20 protein-coding genes, 2 tRNA genes and 2 pseudogenes are annotated in these 18982 nt (G+C 70.9%); 15 read left to right on the plus strand and 9 right to left on the minus strand.

Going from position 1 to position 18982, the window contains the following annotated elements; genetic code table 11:
* Positions 1–48 precede the first annotated feature (48 nt).
* Both ACIO1C_RS04925 and ACIO1C_RS04930 read left to right on the plus strand, forming a co-directional pair.
* On the plus strand, positions 49–669 hold the full coding sequence (locus ACIO1C_RS04925; RefSeq protein WP_401858695.1) for a DUF3566 domain-containing protein: 621 nt from the start codon (positions 49–51) through the stop codon (positions 667–669).
* 58 nt (positions 670–727) lie between these two features.
* Positions 728–801, plus strand: a tRNA-Ile gene (locus ACIO1C_RS04930).
* Between the two features lie 58 nt (positions 802–859).
* On the opposite strand, the gene ACIO1C_RS04935 is transcribed toward ACIO1C_RS04930, so the two are convergent.
* The 3 genes from ACIO1C_RS04935 to ACIO1C_RS04945 all read right to left on the minus strand — a co-directional run bounded on the left by ACIO1C_RS04935 (position 860) and on the right by ACIO1C_RS04945 (position 2069).
* Positions 860–1201, minus strand: coding sequence for a tyrosine-type recombinase/integrase (locus ACIO1C_RS04935; RefSeq protein WP_401858697.1), 342 nt, complete (start codon positions 1199–1201; stop codon positions 860–862).
* 195 nt (positions 1202–1396) lie between these two features.
* Positions 1397–1522, minus strand: a complete 126-nt coding sequence (locus tag ACIO1C_RS04940; RefSeq protein WP_401858699.1) for a hypothetical protein — start codon at positions 1520–1522, stop codon at positions 1397–1399.
* 28 nt (positions 1523–1550) lie between these two features.
* Entirely contained in the window at positions 1551–2069 is a 519-nt protein-coding gene (locus ACIO1C_RS04945; protein WP_401858701.1) for a glycine-rich domain-containing protein, read from the minus strand.
* Positions 2070–2581: 512 nt separating this feature from the next.
* Here ACIO1C_RS04945 and ACIO1C_RS04950 point away from each other — a divergent pair.
* Both ACIO1C_RS04950 and ACIO1C_RS04955 read left to right on the plus strand, forming a co-directional pair.
* Positions 2582–4043, plus strand: a pseudogene (locus ACIO1C_RS04950) (helix-turn-helix domain-containing protein).
* 11 nt (positions 4044–4054) lie between these two features.
* Positions 4055–4540, plus strand: coding sequence for a hypothetical protein (locus ACIO1C_RS04955; RefSeq protein ID WP_401858704.1), 486 nt, complete (start codon positions 4055–4057; stop codon positions 4538–4540).
* A gap of 9 nt (positions 4541–4549) precedes the next feature.
* Here ACIO1C_RS04955 and ACIO1C_RS04960 read toward each other — a convergent pair whose 3' ends face one another.
* On the minus strand, positions 4550–5056 hold the full coding sequence (locus ACIO1C_RS04960; RefSeq protein ID WP_401858707.1) for a hypothetical protein: 507 nt from the start codon (positions 5054–5056) through the stop codon (positions 4550–4552).
* 500 nt (positions 5057–5556) lie between these two features.
* Here ACIO1C_RS04960 and ACIO1C_RS04965 point away from each other — a divergent pair, with 500 nt between their 5' ends.
* The 4 genes from ACIO1C_RS04965 (at position 5557) to ACIO1C_RS04980 (ending at position 9382) form a co-directional block, all read left to right on the plus strand.
* Complete coding sequence (locus ACIO1C_RS04965; RefSeq protein WP_401858710.1) at positions 5557–6408, plus strand: methyltransferase domain-containing protein; 852 nt, start codon at positions 5557–5559, stop codon at positions 6406–6408.
* A gap of 501 nt (positions 6409–6909) precedes the next feature.
* Positions 6910–7362 (plus strand): GNAT family N-acetyltransferase, encoded by a 453-nt coding sequence (locus ACIO1C_RS04970; protein ID WP_401858712.1) that lies wholly within the window; start codon positions 6910–6912, stop codon positions 7360–7362.
* A 259-nt stretch (positions 7363–7621) separates the two neighbouring features.
* Positions 7622–7756 carry a DLW-39 family protein gene (locus ACIO1C_RS04975; RefSeq protein WP_003958712.1) on the plus strand — a complete coding sequence of 45 codons (135 nt, stop codon included), beginning with the start codon at positions 7622–7624 and terminating at the stop codon, positions 7754–7756.
* Between the two features lie 330 nt (positions 7757–8086).
* Positions 8087–9382, plus strand: a complete 1296-nt coding sequence (locus ACIO1C_RS04980; protein WP_401858714.1) for a hypothetical protein — start codon at positions 8087–8089, stop codon at positions 9380–9382.
* 49 nt (positions 9383–9431) lie between these two features.
* Here the strand turns inward: ACIO1C_RS04980 and ACIO1C_RS04985 are convergent, their stop codons facing one another.
* On the minus strand, positions 9432–10877 hold the full coding sequence (locus ACIO1C_RS04985) for a protein kinase (RefSeq protein WP_401858717.1): 1446 nt from the start codon (positions 10875–10877) through the stop codon (positions 9432–9434).
* Between the two features lie 80 nt (positions 10878–10957).
* Positions 10958–11506 (minus strand): DNA-binding protein, encoded by a 549-nt coding sequence (locus tag ACIO1C_RS04990; protein ID WP_161310305.1) that lies wholly within the window; start codon positions 11504–11506, stop codon positions 10958–10960.
* A gap of 189 nt (positions 11507–11695) precedes the next feature.
* Between ACIO1C_RS04990 and ACIO1C_RS04995 the strand changes: the two genes are divergently transcribed.
* A tRNA-Ala gene (locus ACIO1C_RS04995) sits at positions 11696–11771 on the plus strand.
* A 153-nt stretch (positions 11772–11924) separates the two neighbouring features.
* Here the strand turns inward: ACIO1C_RS04995 and ACIO1C_RS05000 are convergent.
* Entirely contained in the window at positions 11925–12476 is a 552-nt protein-coding gene (locus tag ACIO1C_RS05000; RefSeq protein WP_401858720.1) for a TetR/AcrR family transcriptional regulator, read from the minus strand.
* A 157-nt stretch (positions 12477–12633) separates the two neighbouring features.
* Between ACIO1C_RS05000 and ACIO1C_RS05005 the strand changes: the two genes are divergently transcribed.
* Positions 12634–13479: a patatin-like phospholipase family protein gene (locus ACIO1C_RS05005; protein WP_401858723.1), complete on the plus strand. Its 846-nt coding sequence runs from the start codon at positions 12634–12636 to the stop codon at positions 13477–13479.
* A gap of 156 nt (positions 13480–13635) precedes the next feature.
* Positions 13636–14061: pseudogene (locus tag ACIO1C_RS05010) on the plus strand (SDR family oxidoreductase); the annotation flags it as partial.
* Here ACIO1C_RS05010 and ACIO1C_RS05015 read toward each other — a convergent pair.
* On the minus strand, positions 13982–14872 hold the full coding sequence (locus ACIO1C_RS05015) for an NAD-dependent epimerase (protein WP_401858725.1): 891 nt from the start codon (positions 14870–14872) through the stop codon (positions 13982–13984). The pseudogene ACIO1C_RS05010 and the gene ACIO1C_RS05015 sit on opposite strands and share 80 nt — an antisense overlap.
* Positions 14873–14943: 71 nt before the next feature.
* On the opposite strand from ACIO1C_RS05015, the gene ACIO1C_RS05020 reads away from it, so the two are divergent.
* A complete protein-coding gene (locus ACIO1C_RS05020) occupies positions 14944–15885 on the plus strand; it encodes a GlxA family transcriptional regulator (protein WP_401858728.1) in 942 nt (313 codons plus the stop codon).
* A gap of 10 nt (positions 15886–15895) precedes the next feature.
* Here ACIO1C_RS05020 and ACIO1C_RS05025 read toward each other — a convergent pair whose 3' ends face one another.
* A complete protein-coding gene (locus ACIO1C_RS05025; protein ID WP_401858731.1) occupies positions 15896–16168 on the minus strand; it encodes a BBE domain-containing protein in 273 nt (90 codons plus the stop codon).
* A 116-nt stretch (positions 16169–16284) separates the two neighbouring features.
* On the opposite strand from ACIO1C_RS05025, the gene ACIO1C_RS05030 reads away from it, so the two are divergent.
* From ACIO1C_RS05030 to ACIO1C_RS05040, 3 genes are all read left to right on the plus strand, one after another.
* Positions 16285–16527, plus strand: coding sequence for a GNAT family N-acetyltransferase (locus ACIO1C_RS05030; protein ID WP_401859119.1), 243 nt, complete (start codon positions 16285–16287; stop codon positions 16525–16527).
* A 183-nt stretch (positions 16528–16710) separates the two neighbouring features.
* Positions 16711–18093, plus strand: coding sequence for a hypothetical protein (locus ACIO1C_RS05035; protein ID WP_401858733.1), 1383 nt, complete (start codon positions 16711–16713; stop codon positions 18091–18093).
* A gap of 411 nt (positions 18094–18504) precedes the next feature.
* Positions 18505–18954 (plus strand): DUF6344 domain-containing protein, encoded by a 450-nt coding sequence (locus ACIO1C_RS05040; protein WP_401858735.1) that lies wholly within the window; start codon positions 18505–18507, stop codon positions 18952–18954.
* Positions 18955–18982 lie beyond the last annotated feature (28 nt).

Consider the following 18982-nt stretch of genomic DNA (forward strand, 5'->3'; position numbering starts at 1 on the left):
GGAGGGAACGGTGCTCGTGGCCCTGCCACGGACTCCCAGGGGGTTGCGGTGACGGACACCCGGGGGCAGCAGCCCCCGTTCGATACGTACGGCGCTGAGCAGCCGAAGCCGGCCGCGCAGCCTTATCACCCGCCGCAGGCGTATCCCTCGCCTGGCGGCGGGACGCACGCCGGCGGGACCGGCGGGACTGGTGGGACGCAGGGCGGGCAGCACGGCTTCACGGGCCCGGCCGCCGGGACCGCGGGGGAGCCCGCCTCGGCGGTGCGTCTGCCGAGGACAGGGGCGCGTACGACCCCTCGTACACGCAAGGCACGACTGCGGGTGGCGAAGGCCGATCCGTGGTCGGTGATGAAGGTCAGCTTCCTGCTCTCCATCGCGCTGGGCGTGTGCACGGTCGTCGCGGCGGCGGTGCTGTGGATGGTCATGGACGCCATGGGCGTCTTCTCGACGGTCGGCGGCACGATCAGTGAGGCCACGGGCTCGAACGAGTCCAACGGCTTCGACCTCCAGTCGTTCCTGTCGCTGCCGCGGGTGCTCATCTTCACGTCGGTCATCGCGGTGATCGACGTGGTCCTGGCCACCGCGCTGTCGACGCTCGGCGCCTTCATCTACAACCTGTCGGCGGGCTTCGTGGGCGGTGTCGAGCTCACGCTCGCCGAGGACGAGTGAGCAGCGGGTATCGATTTTGGGGCTGGCCCCGGAGTGCGCTAATCTTTGGGGGCAGCGCGGGGCTATAGCTCAGTTGGTTAGAGCGCATCCCTGATAAGGATGAGGCCACAGGTTCAAATCCTGTTAGCCCCACCCGCGTGAAGACCCCCAGGCATTCGTGCCTGGGGGTCTTTGACATCCACCGGTGACATCAACCGATGAGCGGGTTTTCCAAGAGATCCGCGAGAAGTCCCGCAGCCTCGCGCTGGTCCTCATCCACGACGTGTGTGTAGACGTCCATCGTCATACTGATCTGACTGTGCCGAAGAATCGCCTGAGCCACTTTCGGGTGCACCTTCAACGAGGCGAGCAGGGTGCCGCAGGCGTGCCGGGCGAGCCGCACTGTGACGAGTCGCACACCAGCCCGTTTCACCAGGGCGGTGAAGGTCGGGGCGAAGCCGCGCGGTTCGATCTCCCCGCCATGTCGCTCGGTGAAGATCAGATCTTCTCCGGTCTTCTGCCTCCAGTCGTCGCCGGCGGCCTTCCGCTCCAAGGACTGGAGATACCGGCGATCCTGGACGCAGAACCTCACTCCGGCGGAGCCCCCAGGACCAGCACCAAGACGCAGGCCCCGTAGAGCCGGTGCGCGCGCACCGAACGAAGGAAGACGATCGCCTCCCGTGGTACGCGAAGAGGAGCAGCCCCGGCCGGGGTCAGCAACCACCCAGCGGCCGGGACCGTTTTTCTGTCAGCCCTTCGGCGGGATGATGAATCCTCGCATCGGTGCAGGTTCACTCGATTCCGGGTCTTCCGACTCGGCCGCCTGCTTCATGGCCTCAACGACTTCCGCGTAGCGCGGGTCGATCCACTCCATGACGCGCTCCTTCCGTCGGGCATCGAGACTACGCGCCGGAGTCGTCCTTCGGCTTCGGCTTCGGCCGCTTGGTGATGACGATCGGCCGACTGTCCGAGGGGGTGTGCCAGGTCGTGGCGCCCACCGCGATCTCGTTGGCGCCCGGTCCCTGCCACAGGTCCATGTCCGGTCCGTACCCGGCGTTGGTCATCACAGTCAGCGTGTAGGCGGTGAGCTCCGGGTCGTAGCCGGACGGTTCGGGCCCCTGCGGGTAGTGGTGGACGAACCCGCCGACTGCCTCGCAGAGAGTCGCATACAGCTGGGTGTCGAGGACCAGGGCGTGCCAGCCCTCGTCGACCACGGGCGACGGAGCGATGCGGGCCTCGGGGAACCGGGCGGAGGTGGCGACGAACGCCACCGCCTGTTCGACGATCCGCCCGGCCAGCGACGCGGCCATGCCGGAGTTGGCGTCCATGACCGTGGCGCGGACGCCGGCGAACTGGTCCGCCGTGAGTAAGGATTTGGCGTCCTGTGTCGCGGATGCGGGTGCTTCGATAGTGCTATTCATGGGTGGTGCCTCCTGTTCGGATGGATGGGTGGTGCGTGAACCCGCCCCGACCGGGGTTTCCGGGCAGGAGTCGTCGGCCGGGGCGGGAGCTCCGAGGCGCAGGCAGTGGTCATTGCCTGCCGGGAACTGGATCCTTGGGGCTTTCCCACGGGTCAGGTCCGTAGTGGTCCGCATGGTTCCGGGGCAGCAGGTACGCCACGGCGTGATCCGGACCGGCTACGGAGACGGCACCGAGCTGGGGGGCCGTCGACGTGTGACGCCTTGGCGGGGCTCTTGGCCGACTTGGAGAGACTGAGCGACATCGTCTCGAAGCCGTGCTTCGATCGTTCTCTCGTCTTTCGTCCGGCGTGCACGGCAGCCCCTGTCGTCGCGTCCATTCGGTTCGTGTCAGCAGCGTCGGCCCGATAGGTGCAACTGCGGGATGACCGGCGGGGGTTACTTAGGCGGTAATACATTCGTTCACGCACCTGCAAGGCGCGCCCGCGTGCATAGAATCGCCCGGAAGCTGGCCCATGGATGCCACCACCCCTAGTCTTCTCCCGCCCGACGTCCTCGACCGACAGGACCTCCGGGCAGCTCTCGCCGAGCACGACTTCGCAGCCGTCTTCACCCTGATCAAGAAGTGGGGTGGCCTCTCCCAGAATCGGATGGCATCCGCTTGCCGGCTCCCCCCCCGGCAAGGTCAGCACGATCATCAGCGGCAGCCAACGGGTCACCAGTTTTGATGTCGTCTGCCGTATCGCCGACGGACTCCGAATCCCCGGAGCACTGCTCGGGCTCGCACCGCGCCCCTGGGAGCAGCACCAACCACAGCATCAAACGCAGCACCAGCCAGCGTTACGAGGTGACCAGTCGGCCAGCGAGGAGCCGTCGTGGCGGCCGGACGCCACCGTCAACCTGGCCGCCGACCTTACGAGGAGCGATCTCGTGATGGACCGCCGCGCGATGGCGCGGGCACTGGCCGGCACGGCGGTGACCGGCGCCGCACTCCTTGATTCCCTCGAGGGCTGGCTCCAGCCGGCCGTAGCCCTTCCTGCGGCTGCTCGGCGCGGCCGCCTCGGGATGAGAGAGATGGACGAACTGGAGTTCACGGCGCGCGCCTTCCGCCAGTGGGATCACCGGTACGGTGGCGGGCTCCGAAGAAAGGCCGTGCTCGGGCAGCTCGCCGAGGTGGCCGGGGCCCTCGACGAGCACCAGGCACCGGCCATCGAGACCCGCCTCTACCGGATCATGGCCCAACTCGCCGGGACCGCCGCCACCATGGCCTGGGACTCGGGCCTGCACCGCGGGGCACAGGACTACTACCGCTTGGCGCTTCGCTCTGCACACGCGGGTGGAGACGCGGTCTTCGGCGCCAACGTCCTGGCCGGGATGGCCCGCCAGATGCTCTGTCGCGACCGTCCCGACGACGCTCTTCAGCTCATCAACCTTGCCCAGGAGGGTGCCCGCGACGAGATCGGACCACGCGTCCGAGCGATGCTTCACACCCGCGAGGCGTGGGCGTACGCCGCGCAGGGCCGCCACACAGGCTTCGAGCGAGCCACGAAACGGGCAGCAGAGGCCCTCGCCGGCGCAGGGCCCGGTGAGGAAGAGCCATACTGGATCGCGTACTTCGACGAGGCCGAGCTGGCTGGAGTGACGGGCGGCCGACTACTCGATCTCGCACGCGGAGACCCACGCCGGCACGCGAACAGGGCTGCTGCGGAGATCCGTACGGCTCTGTCCCAGCGCGGTACCGAGGCCGGCCGATCCCATGCCCTTGACCGTATCGGCCTTGCCGAATGCCACTTCCTCGTCGGCGACGTGGCTGCCGGAGCGGAGGAAACGTGCCGCGCGGTCGGCGCCGCCTGGTTCGCTCGGTCCGGCCGCGTCCGCGCACAGCTCGGGCAGCTGTACCCGTACACCGTCGGCCGCCAGGCATCACGATCCGTCCGCGAGGCGCGCGACACTATCCGCGACTTGCTTTCGAGCTGAGGAGTACCCCCGTGACGACGCTCGCTGTGACCGGGCACATGGACCTGACCGAGGAGAGCGTGCCTCTCGTGCGGGCCGCCCTGCGCGCTGTCCTGGAGCCCTACCGGCATGACTTGACCGGAGTGTCGTGCGTTGCCGCCGGAGCGGACTCGCTCTTCGCCGAAGCGGTCACGGCGGTGGGCGGTCGGCTTGTTGTGGTGATTCCCTCGCAGGACTACCGCGAGACGAAGGTGAGGCCCGATCACGCGCCGGTCTTCGATCATCTTGTCCAGGCGGCCGAGAACGTTCTCACCTTGCCTCACGCCACCGCGAACCGGGCGGCCTACGAAGCCGCGAACTCGGAGCTCCTGAAGCGCGCCGATCGGCTTGTCGCCGTCTGGGACGGAACGCCCCCCTCAGGGAAGGGCGGCGGCACGGCCGACACCGTCGGGGAAGCGCGCGCGGCCGGCCTGCCTGTGGATGTCATCTGGCCCGCCGGTGCCGCACGCCGGTCCTGACGAAAGGAGTCAGCCCGGCTGGGGCTCTGTGTGTACGGCTGCTTCGACGATGTACGGGTTGAACAGTTCCTGGATGCAGAGGAGCGGGCGCTCCTTGCTGTCCAGGGTGTACGTCTTGACCACGCAGGTGGCGCCGTCCGGCCACGTGGACCGGCCCACGTGGACGATGCGCCGGCGCAGGGTCACCCCTGCTTCGGCGAGGGCGAATCCCACCGGTTGGGAGGGGTCGGCGACGGCTCGGTCCACTCGTGGGTCCACTCCGGAGAGGGCCGCGACCGTGTTGTCCGACACGGGCCGTCCGGTGACCGTCAGCAGGCGGGCCCGGCGGAGCAGGCAGTGGTCGGTGCCGTTCGGGCGGAGGGCGGCGCGGATGTCGGGGGGGAGGGCGGACGGGACGACGGTCCGTACGTCGCGGGCCCGGGCGCGCAGGGGGCCGCGTACGAGCGCCTGGAGGAGGGGGGTGGTCAGGCCTTCGCTGGTGAGGAGCATCCGCGTGGCGGCGGAGGAGAAGGCCATCGCGGCAGGATCCAGGCCGCGCAGGGCGGGCTCCGGCCCAGGCTGAAGAGTATGGGGGGACACGACATCCTCGGTCTGGTCGACAGCCGTACATCGGCAGCCCAAAGGAGGGAGCAGCAACGATCCTGCAAGTCACCTGTTGTGGCGCCTGTGACAGGTTAGACGTTTTGCGGCGGTAGAGGTGGGTGTGTCGTGCGCTGTCGCGACGGCCTGTGGTGGGCCGGCTGACCCGGTCGTCGCTGGTCAGGGCCGGTCTCTGTGGGGGAACGAGGTGGGCGGGGCCGTGAGGGGTGTCCGGTGGTCCGACCGGCGCTCACTCGAAAGTGCCGTGCGTCAGAAGGGTGTTCGAGGTGGTTCCCGGGGGTGGGTTTGCCGGGGCGTCCGACGGCGGGATACTACTTCTTGTGACATACCGGTCACTGTGTGTTTCCGTACCGTTGTGGCCGTGCGAGCCGAATCGAGGACACGTGAGCCAGGCCCCGACGACCCCCGTGCGAGAAGTGGGTTCTTCGACGGTTGTCTCTTATGTCTCTTCTGTTTCTTCGACGGTTGTCGAGGTTGTCGACTACCGACTCGGGTCGTCGGGTGCGGAGCAGGAACGTCTCCTGGCCCAGTGCGAGCTCCTGCGGCCGGCCGCGGCCGCCCTCCTGGACACGATCCCCCTGCCGCCGAACGCGAAGGCGCTCGACGTGGGCTGCGGCCCGCTGGGCGTTCTCGACCTCCTCAGCGAACGGGTCGGCCCCGGGGGGTCGGTCACCGGCCTCGACACCGATCACCGGATGATCGGCTGGGCCCGGGAGTCCGTCGCCGAACGCGCCCTCGACAACGTCGAAGTCCGCCACGAGGCCCTGCCGCCCGTGACAGCCGCCGAGGCGCTGTACGACCTGGTCCACTGCCGGCTGCTGCTGATCAACACGACCCACCCCCGCCAGATCCTCGGCTCGATGGCCGCCGCCGTGCGGCCCGGTGGGTGGGTCGCGGTCCAGGAGTTCGACTGGGCGACCTGGCAGTGCGACCCGCCCCACCCCGCGTGGAGCCGCCTCAAAGCGCTGCTCACCGAGGTCTTCGGAGGCGACGTCCACATCGGCGCCCGGCTGCCCGGCCTCTTGAGCGAAGCGGGTCTCACGGACGTACGGGCCACCGCCCACGCCTACTACTGGCGGCCGGGCGACCGCTACCAGACCCTGCTCCTCTCCTTCGCCCACCTCTTCCGCGACCGGCTCCTGGAGCACACCCCGCTCACGTCCGGGGAGCTCGACTCCCTCACGGGCGCGCTCCGCGACCACCTTGAGCAGCCTCGTACCACCGTCCGCGAGAGCCTCCTCGTGCAGGCGTGGGCGCGCAAACCCTGACGGCGGTCCCTGGCCGACCGCTCATGCGCGTCGGCGTGCGTCGACGGTTGATGGGGGCTTCGATCAGCCGTACGGCCGTCCCGGGACTTTCCCTTTGACCCGGCCGACGGACACCGTTACACGGCCGACCGCATTCCTGTCTGCGTCCACCCGGAGAAGATCGGCATCCCCGCAGGGCGATACCGAACCGACGGGATTCCTCTCGCCTGCCCTCTCGACCTTCCGAACGACGTCAACGAGCTGGACGACTACCTCCGCGAAGCCGTGCACAGCGCGGCACCGGCGGCGCTGGACGTCCTCATCACGCGCGCCATGGAGGAGATCCCCCTCCGCTGGCCGGGAGTCGACGCGACCACCGTGCTGCGTCGTGCGCTCAACTAGCCTTGTGGGGCGGCGAAGTCGATTCGACTGCTTCCTGACGGTCCGGCAGAAGCCGGCTGCGGCGGGTTAAGTCAGTGTGCGGGCAGCACTTGGCGGTAGCCCCCGGCGAGAGGGACGGCAGTGGTGCAGATCAGCGTGGCGACCGAAGAAGATACCGAGATCATCTCGGAGATCCTCGGCGAGATCGAGGCCTACTACGGCGGTGAGGCGACGCCGGGGAACACCACCCAGATCCGCGCCGCGCTCTTCTCCGGCCGGCCGGCCGCACAGGTGCTCCTGGCCCGCGACAGCGACCAGGTCCTCGGGTTTGCGTCGTACACGTTCCTGTGGCCCGCGGCCGGCGCCGAGAGCAGCCTCTACCTCAAGGAACTCTTCGTCCGGTCCACAGCCCGACGCCGCGGCGTGGCCAAGGCGTTCATGGCGGCGCTCGAAGCCGCCGCCGCGGCAGCGGGCTGCTCGCGGATCGAGTGGACGCCGATGCCGACAACCCGTCCGCGCTTGCCTTCTACAAGGCGCTCGGAGCTGAGCCCCGTAACGGAAAGATCTTCTACAGGGCACCCGTGTAGGCGATAGAGGTGCCCTTGTCCGGCCCGAAGACCACATCAGGGGCGGCGCGAAGGCGCTCCGCCGGGTTTCGGCCGGTGACCCTTGGTACATGCGGGCAGGAGCGCGGACCGGGGTGGTGGGGGGTGGGGTGGGGCACTTTTGGGTGGGGTTGTTCGTCGTTCAGTAGGGGGGAGTTGGCGTGCGGGGAGGTCACCGATCGGTATCGGTCGGTGTGTATAGTCGGGCGCCAGAAGTCCCCTACGTCAAGGAAAGACGAGGTCGCGCGGTGAAGAAGCTTCTCTTGGTTGCACTGGCTGCCATCGGCGGGCTCCTCGTGTACCGCCAGATCCAGGCGGACCGCGCCGAGCAGGATCTGTGGACGGAGGCGACCGACTCCGTGCCCGCAGGTTCGGGTGTGTGAGACGCAGCAGTCCTGAATGCGAGCCCCGGTCGCCGAGCGGCCGGGGCTTCGTGCTGTCCGGTTGCCTTGGCAAAGCGGTCCTCGGGCGGTGATTCGGGCGGCCGGGCGGACAGCGGGGAGGGGGGCGGGGCAGGATGGACCGGCGTCGTGTGGGCTGCGGTGGAGTGGTTTGTGGGTGTGGGTGTGGGTGGGGCTGTGGGTTTGTGTGGGTGTGCGGGTGCGGGTGCGGTGCCGTGCGGGTGAGGGGGGAAGCGCGTGAAGTGGTGGGGCGGTAGGGGGCGGGGAGCGTCGGCGGGTGGGGCGGCGGTGTGTGGAGTGGTGTGCGCGGGCGTGTTCGCCCTGGTGGCGCTGCCCGGGGCGGCTTGGGCCGAGGGCGCGGGCGGCGCGGTGGGGCCCGGGCGGGTGCCCCCTGTGGCCGGGGCGCCGGCTCCGTACACCTTCCAGCCTGGCGCCCGGCCGGTCACCGGCGCCGCCACGACCAGCGACGCGCGGCCCCTCGACACCGGGGCCACCTACCGGGACTCCATAGAACCGGGCGACCGGCTCACCTACCGCGTGGACCTGGACGCGACGACAAACGCGTACGTCTCCGCCGTGGCCGTACCGCCCGCCAACGCCAAGGTCGCCTACGGGGACAAGATCAAGGTGTCGTTGCAGAACCGCCAGGGCAACGATTGCAGCTCCAACGACGCGCAGTTCGGCGCGGCGGCGCAGTTCCCCCGCCCGCTCGCCGCCTACGCCTACCGGATGATCGAGAAGGGCGCGTACTCCTGCCAGGAGGCCGGTCCCTATTTCGTCGTCGTGGAGCGCGTCAGCGACGAGGGCTCCACCACCACTCCGTGGGACCTGGAGATCCGCCATGTCCAGGAGCCGGCGGTCAAGGCGCCCGGAGGCCCCACCGCGGCGCCGTCCCAGTGGCCCAGCGCCTCCCCCGTACCGGCCGCCGAGGGGCCGGGGGCACGCGCGGGCGGCGCGGGTTTCTACGACGCCACGGGGCTGACCCGCGGCGAGTGGACGGCGAGGATCGAGCCGGGCGCCTCCCTGTTCTTCCGGGTGCCGGTCGACTGGGGTCAGCAGCTCTTCGTCAGCGCCGACCTGGGCAGCTCCGCGGGGCAGGGCTTCGTGAGCGGCGCGCTGGCGATGTCCCTGTACAACCCGGCGCGCGGGCTCGTCGGCAGCTCCGGCTCGGTGTCGTACGACGGCAAGCAGAAAACGACCGCGCTCGACCCGTTGCCGCCGGTCGCGTACGAGAACCGCTTCGGCTCGCGCTCCGGCGACAAGGAGATGCGCTTCGCGGGCTGGTACTACCTGCGCGTCAGCCTCAACCCCGAGGTCGGCGGGACGTTCGGTGCGAAGGCGTATGGGCTGACGCTGCGGGTGAACGTCGAGGGCACGGCGAAGAGCGGGCCGGGGTACGCGGGTCCCGCCGGCGACTTCACCGTGGACGAGGGGAAGTTGGACGAGGCGTCGAGCGGGCGGGGAGAGCCGGGGGCCTCGGCGGACGGCGGCACGATGGCGCTGGTGGCGGCGGCCGGGATCGGGACGGGCACGCTGCTGGTGCTCTGGCTGGGGACGTGGACGCTGCTCGCGCGGCGGCGTGCGGCGCGGGTGCGGATCGCCCGGTAGGGCGGGGGTCAGGGACGTGGGGTTGTAGTGGGCCGGAGCCCCCGGCCCCTCAGGTTTGTGTCAGGGCCCAGATGCCTACGGCGAAGCAAACCAGCGCGAGCAGCAGGACCGGGACCGTCACCTTCGGGGGCGGTCCCGGACGTGTATGAGGAGGGGGAACCTCCGGGGCGCGAGCGGTGTATGGAGTGGTGAGAGCTGGTTCGTACGGCTGGACGGCGGGCAATTGTACGGCCGCCGGCTGTACGGAGACGGTCGGGGCGTGGGACGGATCCGGCGGCGGTCCGTAGGGCTGGAGCGGAGGGAAGGGGAGGGGGGAGGCCGGGTGAGGAGAGAGGGGGTGAGGAGAGACGGGGTGGGGAGAGACGGGGTGGGGAGACACGGGATGGGGAGTGGTCAGGTGCATGGGCGGGAGCGGTGGCTGTGGGGGCTGCTGGGTGGGTGGTTGCTGCTGGGCCTGCCGGCCCTCGTGGCCGTGGTGCTGGGCCTGTTGAGGCTGGGGGGACGACGGCTGGGGGTCTTGTCGGACCGGCGGGGGCGGGAGGTGGAAGCTGCCGGTCTCCGACATCGAGCCGTGACCCGGCCCGGTGGCCGGCGGGGGGTCCTGCGGCGGGGTCGTGAGCGGGCCCGACGGGCCGAAAGAGGAGGGGAGCGCGCCGATCTGGTCGAAGATCTCGACGGGTTCGTCGTCACTGTCGGGCTCCGGGAGCAGTTCCACCGCCGTCGCCAGCGCCTTGCGCGCGCCGGTGGCCGTGCGGAACCGCGCGTGCGGGTTCGGCTGGAGCAGGCCCGCGAGGACCTGCCACAGCGGCTCGGGGATGCCCTGCGGCGCCCCGGGGGTGCCGTGCGCGGCGAAGTACTCGATCAGGGCTCTGGCGTCCGGCTTCTGACCCTGCAACAGATAGAGAGCGACCAGTCCGACCGCGAAGAGGTCGGCGGGGAAATCGGGCTCGGAGCCCATCATCTGCTCGGGTGCGAAATAGCCGGGGGTCCCCAGGACGTAGTCGGTCTCGGTCAGGCGCGGCTCGCCCTTGCGCATGGCGATGCCGAAGTCGGAGAGGCGCAGATGAGGCCGCGCCTTTCCGGTGGCCTCCATCAGGATGTTCGCCGGTTTGATGTCGCGGTGGACCACGCCTTCGGCGTGCACCGCCGCGAGGCCGGACAGCAGCTGGTCGAGGAGGGTGCAGACGAAGTGAGGAGGAAGAGGACCGTAGTCCCCTATGACGTGCGCCAGCGATCCGCCGCTCACCAGATCCATGGTGAACAGCACCTTGTCGTCGTCCGCGGACCAGCTGGCCGGGGCGAGGACGTGCGGGTGGTCGATCCGGAGGGCCTGTTCCCTGACGAACCGCAGCAGGGCGTGCGCGTCGCTCTGCTGGAGGACCTTGGCCGCTACGTAGCGGCGGCGCCGGTGGTCCCAGGCGCGCCAGACGGCTCCGGCGCCCCCGCGCCCGATCGGGTCGATCAGTTCGTACCGTCCCGCGAAGACCTCACCCATGGCGCCGCGTCCGCTCCCCGTCGTCCCGCTCGCTCTGTCTGCCCGGCCGCCCTGCCCCCTGGCCGCGGCCGGGCCCCCGGCTAGTTCTGGTGTGCCTCGTAGTGGGCGACCGCCTCGGCGGTGCGCCCCGCGCCGTACACCCGGAGGAACTCTGCCAGTTCGGGCTGGGTGGGGGCGAGGGCGGCGGCCGCGTCGATGATGTCGCCGGCCGCGGCGACCGACCGCAGCAGCGACTGGATCTCGCGGACGACCCGGCGCACCGTCGGGGCGCCCGAGGAGTTGGTCGTCTGGCCGGTGCCGGTGAGGACGGAGCCGCCCTGCGACTTCTTGATCTCGTCCATCCGGTCCGTGGCCTCCCCGGCGCTGACGCTGCCGTCGCACACCTGTGCCGCCAGGTCCTGGAGCGACTGGACGCGCTGGACGACGGCGGGGTTGCCGATCTTCGCGCGCTGGCCGCTCATCAGCTGGGAGAGCATCGGGGCCGACAGGCCGAGAACGGCGGCGAGCCTGGCCTGGTTCAGGCCGAGATCGTCGATGAGCCGACGGAAGAGCGCCCCCAGCGGCTCTCCGTACCAGCTTCGTTGGAGTTCTCTGGCTCTGGCCGTCGATTCCTGCTGTGCGGCATCCATGCGCGTCTCCCCATCGCTTCCCCAAACGCGGCAGCTTCGCTGCTGCGAACCTCGTGGGGCATCTTACGGAGCGTGGTCGGGGACGGGGAGCCCCCATTATTTTGGAGGATCCCGGGGTACACCCGGTACGCTGTTCCCCGGTGACGGCCGAGGGCTTCTCTGCTGCTCGGTCGTACCCGACCCGTTCGCGGGGCCTTAGCTCAGTTGGTAGAGCGCTGTCTTTGCATGGCAGATGTCAGGGGTTCGACTCCCCTAGGCTCCACCACATCAGACCCCTCTGACCTGCGGAAACGTGGGCAGGGGGGTCTTTTTGTCGCGGGTTTCCGTGCTGATGCGTCAGCACAGTGGTGCCGACGCGAGCCCGTGGTGCCTGTGGTTGCGGGGCGTGAGGCGGCCTTCGCTGGTCATCCAGGTCGGCTCAGCCGCGTTTGTGCAGCGGCATGATGCGGTCGCGGATCTCGTCCCGGCCGGGTGGGTGGCCGGTGGTCATGGTGGTCAGGATGATGAGGGCCGGGCCCAGGGCGGCGTATTCCTCGAAGTCCGGCGGTGATCCGATCACCCGGCGCAGGCGCTGCCGGTGTGCGGCGCCGAAGGGGTCGATCTTGGCTTCGCGTATCGCCCGCGAGAGTTCGGTCCCGGGCTTGGCCAGCAGGTGGGCCAGCAGGGGGCGGGCGCCGCCGTTGAGGCTCTGGGCCAGCAGGACCAGTCCTTCCAGGAGGTCCGCCTCGGGGTCGTCGGTGGGCTCGACGTCGATCCCGCGGGTGGCGGCGCGCAGGGCGGCGACGACCAGGTCGTGCTTGCCGGTCCATCGCCGGTACAGGGCTCCGAGGCTGGTGCCCGCGCGGTCGGCGACCTCGCGCATGCCGAACGCGTCGTATCCGCGTTCCTCGACCAGTTCCCGGGTGGCCCGCAGGACGGCGTCGTCGATCGCCTGCTTGCGTGGGCGCCCCCGCCCGTCGCCGGCTTCCATGGGAACACCGTACCGGAACGCTGGTTCTCGGAAAGCCGTGCCGACTGCTACGCTTTTAACGGTAATCAACGTTCTCGTATTTATGGAGGGGCGAGGACGGGGCGAGGACGGGGCGAGGCAGTGGCGAGAACGCCATCAGGACACGGAGGTGCCGATCATGGCCGAGATCACAGGTGGCAGTGCGATCGTTCTGGGCGGCGGAGGCGTGACCGGCATCGCCTGGGAGATCGGCGTCCTGGCCGGCCTGCTGGAAGCCGGAGTGGAGCTGGGCGCCGATGCCGTGTTCGGGACCTCCGCCGGTTCCTTCGCCGGTGCCGCCCTGGCCGCGGGCGCCGACCTCGGACAGCTCTGCGCGGCCCAGCAGGCACCCGCCGTTGACGAGTCCACCACCAGGGCGCCACGCCTGCTGACCGCCGCGTGGGGGTGGGCGTTCCTGCGCGGGCGCGGCGACCCCGAGCGGGTGGGGGCCGGGTTCGGGGCCGTCGCCCGCCGCTTCCGCCCCCAGGTCTCCGTGGAGGAAAGACGCCGTACGGTGCTGGCGCGGCTCCCCACCATGCAGTGGCCCAGCACGCTGCACGTTGCCGTGACCGACGCCGAATCCGGCGTCCTGACCGCCTTCGACCACACCTGCGGACACCCGCTGGCCGACGTCGTCTCAGCGAGCGGCGCGGTACCCGGCATCTCCCCGCCGGTTCGGTTCGGCGGCCGGACCTGGATCGACGGCGGCATGGTCTCCGCCGCGAACGCCCGCCTGGCAGACGGCTACGCACGAGTCCTGGTCATCGCCCCCATGCCCAAGGGCCACGCCGGAATCCCCTCGGCCCACCAGGACGTGGAAACCATGCGGGCCACCGCGAAGGTCGAACTGATCACGCCCGACCCGCAGTCCGTCCAGGCGATCGGCCCCAACCCCTACGACCCGGCCCGCCGGGGCCCGGTCGCCGTGGCGGGCCGCGACCAGGGCCGGCGGTCCGCCACCCGCGTCGCGGACCTCTGGCGCTGAGCGCGTCTCGGCCGTACGGGTCACCACGCCGGCTCTCGTGGCACTCAAGGAAGCGGAGCGCGCCTCGGTCATCAACGTGACGACCGGCATCACGGGCAATCCCCCCCCCGCTCCTCTCATGCGCTACGGCGCCGTCAAGGCCCCCTCGAAAGCTGGTCCAGGGGGCTCTCCACGCAGCTCGCCCCGTCCGGCGTCCGGGTGAACCTGGTGACGCTCGGGATGGTCGACACCCCGGGCGGCAGCGAGATCCTGGAGACCGTGACGGGAGCGAGGGGAGGCGGCGCGGAGCAGGCTTACGCGCGGGTGCCCCTCGGGCGCGGTGGCGACCCCCGGGGCATCGCCGAGCTCATCGCCTTCCTGGTTTCCGACCGGGCACAGTTGATCGCCGGAGCGAATGTCGCCGCCAACGGCGGCGCCTGCGGGCCCCGATCCGGTCCCGGCCGGCGCCGCAGCCCGGCGCCGCGGGCCGGGGCCGCAGGCCGGGACCGCGGGGCGAGCCGCTCTAGATCACTTCCCGGAGGACGTCGTCCGGCGGGGTGGCGCTCACCGCGAGTGTCTTCTCGGTCTCGGAGTAGTCGATGACAAACGGGTGGCCGGGCTTCGTGAGCACTTCGTGCATTTCTGCCCAGAACGGCTCGGTGAGCGCGAGCAGGGTCAGGTCGCGTTCGGTCATCTCCTCCATCCGCGGTTCCGGTGCCCCCGCGAGGTCCGCGAGGCGCATGGCCAGTTGCCGGACCGACAGGGTCGAGGTGGGTACGTGCCAGGCCCGGCCGTACGCCTGGTCGTCGCGGCTCGCGGCGACCAGGGTGCGTGCGGTGTCGCCGATCGCCGAGTAACTGTGGGGTACGTCCAGTTCTTGCGGCACCAGGACCAACTTCCCTTCCAGGACCTGCCGCTGCACCAGGAAGCTGAACACCGAGAAGGCGCCGGCGCCGTAGAACTGAGCGGCCCGTACCTCCGTGACCCTGACCCCTGAGGCGGCGGCCTCCTCCCACGCCCGGGCTCTGGCCCGCCCCTTGGGGCCGGTCGCCGTCAGGGGGAGGTCCGGCGTGACCGGCCCGCTCACGGGCCCGTAGGCGTAGTGGTTGCCGAGCATGACGTACGCGGCCCCGGTTCGTTTCACCGCGGTCAGGAGCGAGCCCGACAGGACCGGAAGCTGTTCGGGCCAGAGGTGGTACGGCGGCACGGCGGTGGTGAACAGGGTGTCGGCCCCCTCCGCCAGCTCGGTGAGCCGGTCGGTGTCGGTCGCGTCCGCGGCGACCTTGTCGATGAGCGGGTGGTCGGGCCCGCCGCCGGTCCGGCTGACCATCCGTACCCGCTCGCCGTCCCCGGCCAGCAGCAGAGCGGTCTTCGACGCGGCTGCCCCGCGGCCCACGATCACATGAGATGTCATGCCGAGAACGGTGCCGCGATCCGGCCTCGTACGATACTGGCCGGAATGCCAACCCTCCGGAGGTTCTGGCCATGCACCGTGTCGCCGCAGTGGTCGTGCCGCCCGTGCTCGGCTTCGACGTCTCGATCCCGCTGATGGTGTTCCACAGCGTTCCGCACTACGACGTGCGCGTCTGTGCGGCGCGGCCCGGCCCGATGCCCACCGTCGGCGGTCCCGACATCGTGGTGCCGAACGGCCTGGACGCGGTCGAGGGCGCCGACACGGTCCTCGCCGTCGGCAGCGGCGGCGAGCAGGCTCCCGCCGAAGCCCTCGACGCCCTGCGGAAGGCCGCGGCCGCCGGCGCGCGGATCGCCTCGCTCTGTACGGGGGCTTTTGTACTGGCCCAAGCCGGCCTGCTCGACGGGCTGCGCGCCACCACCCACTGGGGGCTGGCCGGCGACCTCGCCGCCCGCTTCCCGTCCGTCGACGTACAGCCCGACCTCCTCTTCGTCGAGGACGGCGGCATCTTCACGTCGGCGGGCGCGGCCGCCGCCATCGATCTGTGCCTGCATCTGGTACGAATCGACTACGGCGCGGCGGTCGCCAACACGGTCGCGCGGCTCGCGGTCGTTTCTCCCGTACGACCGGGCGGGCAGTCCCAGTTCATCGAGACACCGCTGCCGCCGGAGCGCGGCACCTCGCTCGCCCCCACGCGCGTCTGGGCACTCGAACACCTCGATCGCCCGCTCACCCTGGCCGACCTCGCCGGTCATGCCAGGACGAGCGTGCGCACCCTCAGCCGGCGCTTCCACGCGGAGACGGGGCTGACCCCGCTGCAATGGCTGCTGCACCGACGCGTCGACCGGGCCAGAGAGCTGCTGGAGACCACCGGGCTGCCCATGGACCAGGTGGCCAGGAAGAGCGGTCTGGGCAGTGCGGACTCCCTGCGCAAGCACCTGGTCGGCCGGGTCGGACTGACCCCCACGGCCTATCGCGCGAGCTTCAACAGAGCGCCCGCCGGGGCCTCCCGCTGAGACGGGCCGGCTACGCGTTCTTGTGCGCGGGGATGTTGTGGTTGATACGGAAGGTGTTGTCGGGGTCGTTGAGCGCCTTGACGCAGCGGAGCCGGTCGTACACGTCCGGTGCGTAGGCCTTGCGGTCGGGGGCCGGATCGCTCGGATCCATGCTGAGGGAGCCGAATGCGGTGAGGGGTTTCTCCGAGACGGTGTCCATCAGCACGGGAGCGGCCCGGCGCAGCGGGGCGATCAGCGCCTTGCCCGTGTCCTGCGGTCCCAGGTAGGACAGGCGCAGGGACACGGCGAGTTTTGCCCCGCAGGCACTCGGGAGGGGGGGCAGCAGCGGGGGGAGGCTGACAGGGCGACGCCGGAACTCATCTCGTCCGGAGCGGTCGTGGTGAAGCGCCGGTAGGCCGGATCGTCAGCTCCGCGCTCGCCCTCACCGACGACACCCGGTTCCACTACTGGGCGGTCGGCTACGCACAGGAGGACACCCCCGGCTACAGCCCGTTCTACGTGTCGTACGCCCACGTCATGCGCGAGGCATGGGCCTCGGGGCGGAGCTGGGTCGAACTGGGCCGGCGCAACCCGACCTTCAAACGGAGGTACGGGCTGGAGCCGCGCACTCTGCGGGCGTACGTCGCGGACGTGGCCGCGTAAGAGAGGACGGAAGCACGCGTACGGGTCCTCCGCGCCCGGCCGCGGACCTTTAGTGACTTTGATGGGCGGGCATCCCACCGGCATACGCGGCCCCAGGCCGTCTCTTTCGGATCTTGTTCGGATCTTGCCTGACCCGCGAGATCCGAAAGAGACGACCTCGGCCGGGAAGGAGAGGGACCGGGTATGGCCCGCAGCGCTCCCAACACTCTCCTCGCCGCGCTGCTCGTGGAGGCCCGGTGGAGTGCCGGGGAACTGGCCCGCGCGGTCAACGCCCTGGGCACCGCGCACGCGTTGGAGCTGCACTACGACCGTACGTCCGTGGCGCACTGGCTCTCCGGATCCCGGCCGCGTCCGCCCGTACCCGACCTGGCCGCCGCCGCCCTCACCGCCCGTACCGGCCGTCTGATCACCGCCCAGGACACCGGGCTGACCCCGCTCGCCCGCGACCGGGGTCAGCCCCCGCAGGTCTGGCCCGGGCGCACCGATCCGGTGGCGCGGCTGGCCGCCCTCTCCCGCAGCGACACGGACCCCGCCCGCCGGGCCTTCCTCCTCCGGTCCGCCGACACCCAGCCCGCCTATCCGCTGACCACCGTCAACCGGCTGGCCTGGCCCGACAGACCCCCGGTCGCGGCGTCCTGGGCGGGCCGGTCGCGCCGCGCCACCACGGCGGACGTGCAGCGGCTGCGGGACATGACCCAGGTGTTCACCGACCTGACCGAGCATCATGGCGGCGCCCACGCCAGATCCGCGCTGGCGGCCTATCTCGCCGACGACGTCAGCCTGCTCCTCAAGCGCAGCGCCCCCGACCGGCTCCGCGGCGACCTGCTCACCGCGGGCGCCCAGCTCACCCACATCCTGGCCGCCATGACGGCCGACACGGGCCACCTCGGACTCGCGCAGCAGTACTACCGCACGGCCCTGAGCCTCGCCCACGCGGGCGGCAACCGTTCCACGTACGCGATCACCCTGCGTGCCATGAGCACCCAGGCGCTGCGCCTGGGCCACTACCGGCCGGCCCTGCAACTCCTGGACATCGCCCTACGGGCGGCGGGACCGGCCGCCCCGCCGGCCACCCTCGCCTTCCTGTACGTCCAGCGCGCGCTGGCCCGCGCCCACGACCGGCAGCGGCACGCCGCCCTCGGTGACCTCAGCGCGGCGGAGACCCAGCACGAACAGGCCTCAGGGCCGCCCGGCCCCTTCACCGCGTACCCCCGCGTCGGGCTCGACTACCAGCGCGCCCAGACCCTGCTCACCCTCGGGCGCGCGGCGGACGGCCTGTCGACGCTGCGGGACTCCGCCGCCCACCGCGCCCCCGGCCAGCGCCGGGCCTTCGCCCTCACCCAGGCCAGCCTCGCCGAGACGCTCCTGACCCTGGGGCACCTGGAGGAGGCGTGTGTCCACTGGCACGCCTTCCTCGACCACTACCCCCATCTGAAGTCCGTCCAGACCGAGCAGTCCCTCGCCCGGCTGCGCGCCCGCCTGCGCCCCTACCGCCGCCAGCGGCACGCCGCCGCCGTCTGGGACCGCGCCCGGCTCCTCACCGCCTCGCCGGGCGGCGGCGGATAACAGAACGGGACCGAGAAGATGAAGTACTGAGGGATCGTCCATGCCTTCTGTATATGCCAGACGCATAACTCCGGCGCCGTCTCTCGCACCGCCGCTCCCCAAGATCCACCAGGGAAACAATTCTGCTTGACCCACCTGCCCGCACCGCCAGGGGGTACGGCTCGACTTGCCGGTCGTCGGGAAGGGTGCAGCGGGGTGTCGGCGCAGGTCGGAGGGGCCTTTTGCGAGGGTGTGACGGCTGGTGCGGGGGATCGGCCCGGGGGCCGGTTGGACCGTACGAGTGGTGTTCATCCGAAGAACTGCGCAGCTGCGGCGTCGCTCCGTGGATTCCCGAGATGCGTACACATCATGAGGAAGGTATGTAGATCGACCAACCCGACATCGCACCATCGGAAAGCAGAAAGAGGGGTCATGGCCGCCATCAAGGTCAAGAAGTTGTGGGCCGTCTTCATCACCGCGTTCTTCGCGGTGCTCGCCTCCCTGGGACTCACGTCCCCCGCGACGGCCGCCGGCAGCGCCGTGGCGGCGCAGCCCGCCGAGCAGCCCGCGCCCGCGCCGGCTCCCGCCGTCGCCGTCGAGCCGCGCGGGCTCGCCGAACCCGCGCCTACGAGGGCGGTGTTGCCGGTCGCGCCGCCGCGGGGCCGGGCCCTGCCGCCCACCATCAAGCAGCGCATCACCGCCGAGGCGCACGGTTCCTCACCGTCGGTCCGTCACCTGCCCGCCGTCCTGCCGACGGAGACCGGGTCGGGCCTCGAGTCGAGTCTTCGGTCGGGCCCCGGGCCGGACAGGGCGTCGGAGCCGGGCGCGGACCGTACCCAGGAGAACGCCTACGCCGCCGGCGCGGCCCTCGTCGCAGCGTGAGGCGCCGGAAGCCTTTCGGTCTTCCGGC

The organism is Streptomyces sp. NPDC087420 (assembly GCF_044744165.1).
In the GTDB taxonomy this organism is placed as follows: domain Bacteria; phylum Actinomycetota; class Actinomycetes; order Streptomycetales; family Streptomycetaceae; genus Streptomyces.

What these genes read in the sequence shown, in the direction of transcription:
- ACIO1C_RS04940 (WP_401858699.1), bottom strand. Translation starts at nt 1,522, where the DNA reads ATGGAGTGGATCGACCCGCGCTACGCGGAAGTCGTTGAGGCCATGAAG.
- ACIO1C_RS04945 (WP_401858701.1), bottom strand. Translation starts at nt 2,069, where the DNA reads ATGAATAGCACTATCGAAGCACCCGCATCCGCGACACAGGACGCCAAA.
- ACIO1C_RS04960 (WP_401858707.1), bottom strand. Translation starts at nt 5,056, where the DNA reads ATGGCCTTCTCCTCCGCCGCCACGCGGATGCTCCTCACCAGCGAAGGC.
- ACIO1C_RS04985 (WP_401858717.1), bottom strand. Translation starts at nt 10,877, where the DNA reads ATGGGTGAGGTCTTCGCGGGACGGTACGAACTGATCGACCCGATCGGG.
- ACIO1C_RS04990 (WP_161310305.1), bottom strand. Translation starts at nt 11,506, where the DNA reads ATGGATGCCGCACAGCAGGAATCGACGGCCAGAGCCAGAGAACTCCAA.
- ACIO1C_RS05000 (WP_401858720.1), bottom strand. Translation starts at nt 12,476, where the DNA reads ATGGAAGCCGGCGACGGGCGGGGGCGCCCACGCAAGCAGGCGATCGAC.
- ACIO1C_RS05005 (WP_401858723.1), top strand. Translation starts at nt 12,634, where the DNA reads ATGGCCGAGATCACAGGTGGCAGTGCGATCGTTCTGGGCGGCGGAGGC.
- ACIO1C_RS05015 (WP_401858725.1), bottom strand. Translation starts at nt 14,872, where the DNA reads ATGACATCTCATGTGATCGTGGGCCGCGGGGCAGCCGCGTCGAAGACC.
- ACIO1C_RS05020 (WP_401858728.1), top strand. Translation starts at nt 14,944, where the DNA reads ATGCACCGTGTCGCCGCAGTGGTCGTGCCGCCCGTGCTCGGCTTCGAC.
- ACIO1C_RS05035 (WP_401858733.1), top strand. Translation starts at nt 16,711, where the DNA reads ATGGCCCGCAGCGCTCCCAACACTCTCCTCGCCGCGCTGCTCGTGGAG.
- ACIO1C_RS05040 (WP_401858735.1), top strand. Translation starts at nt 18,505, where the DNA reads ATGGCCGCCATCAAGGTCAAGAAGTTGTGGGCCGTCTTCATCACCGCG.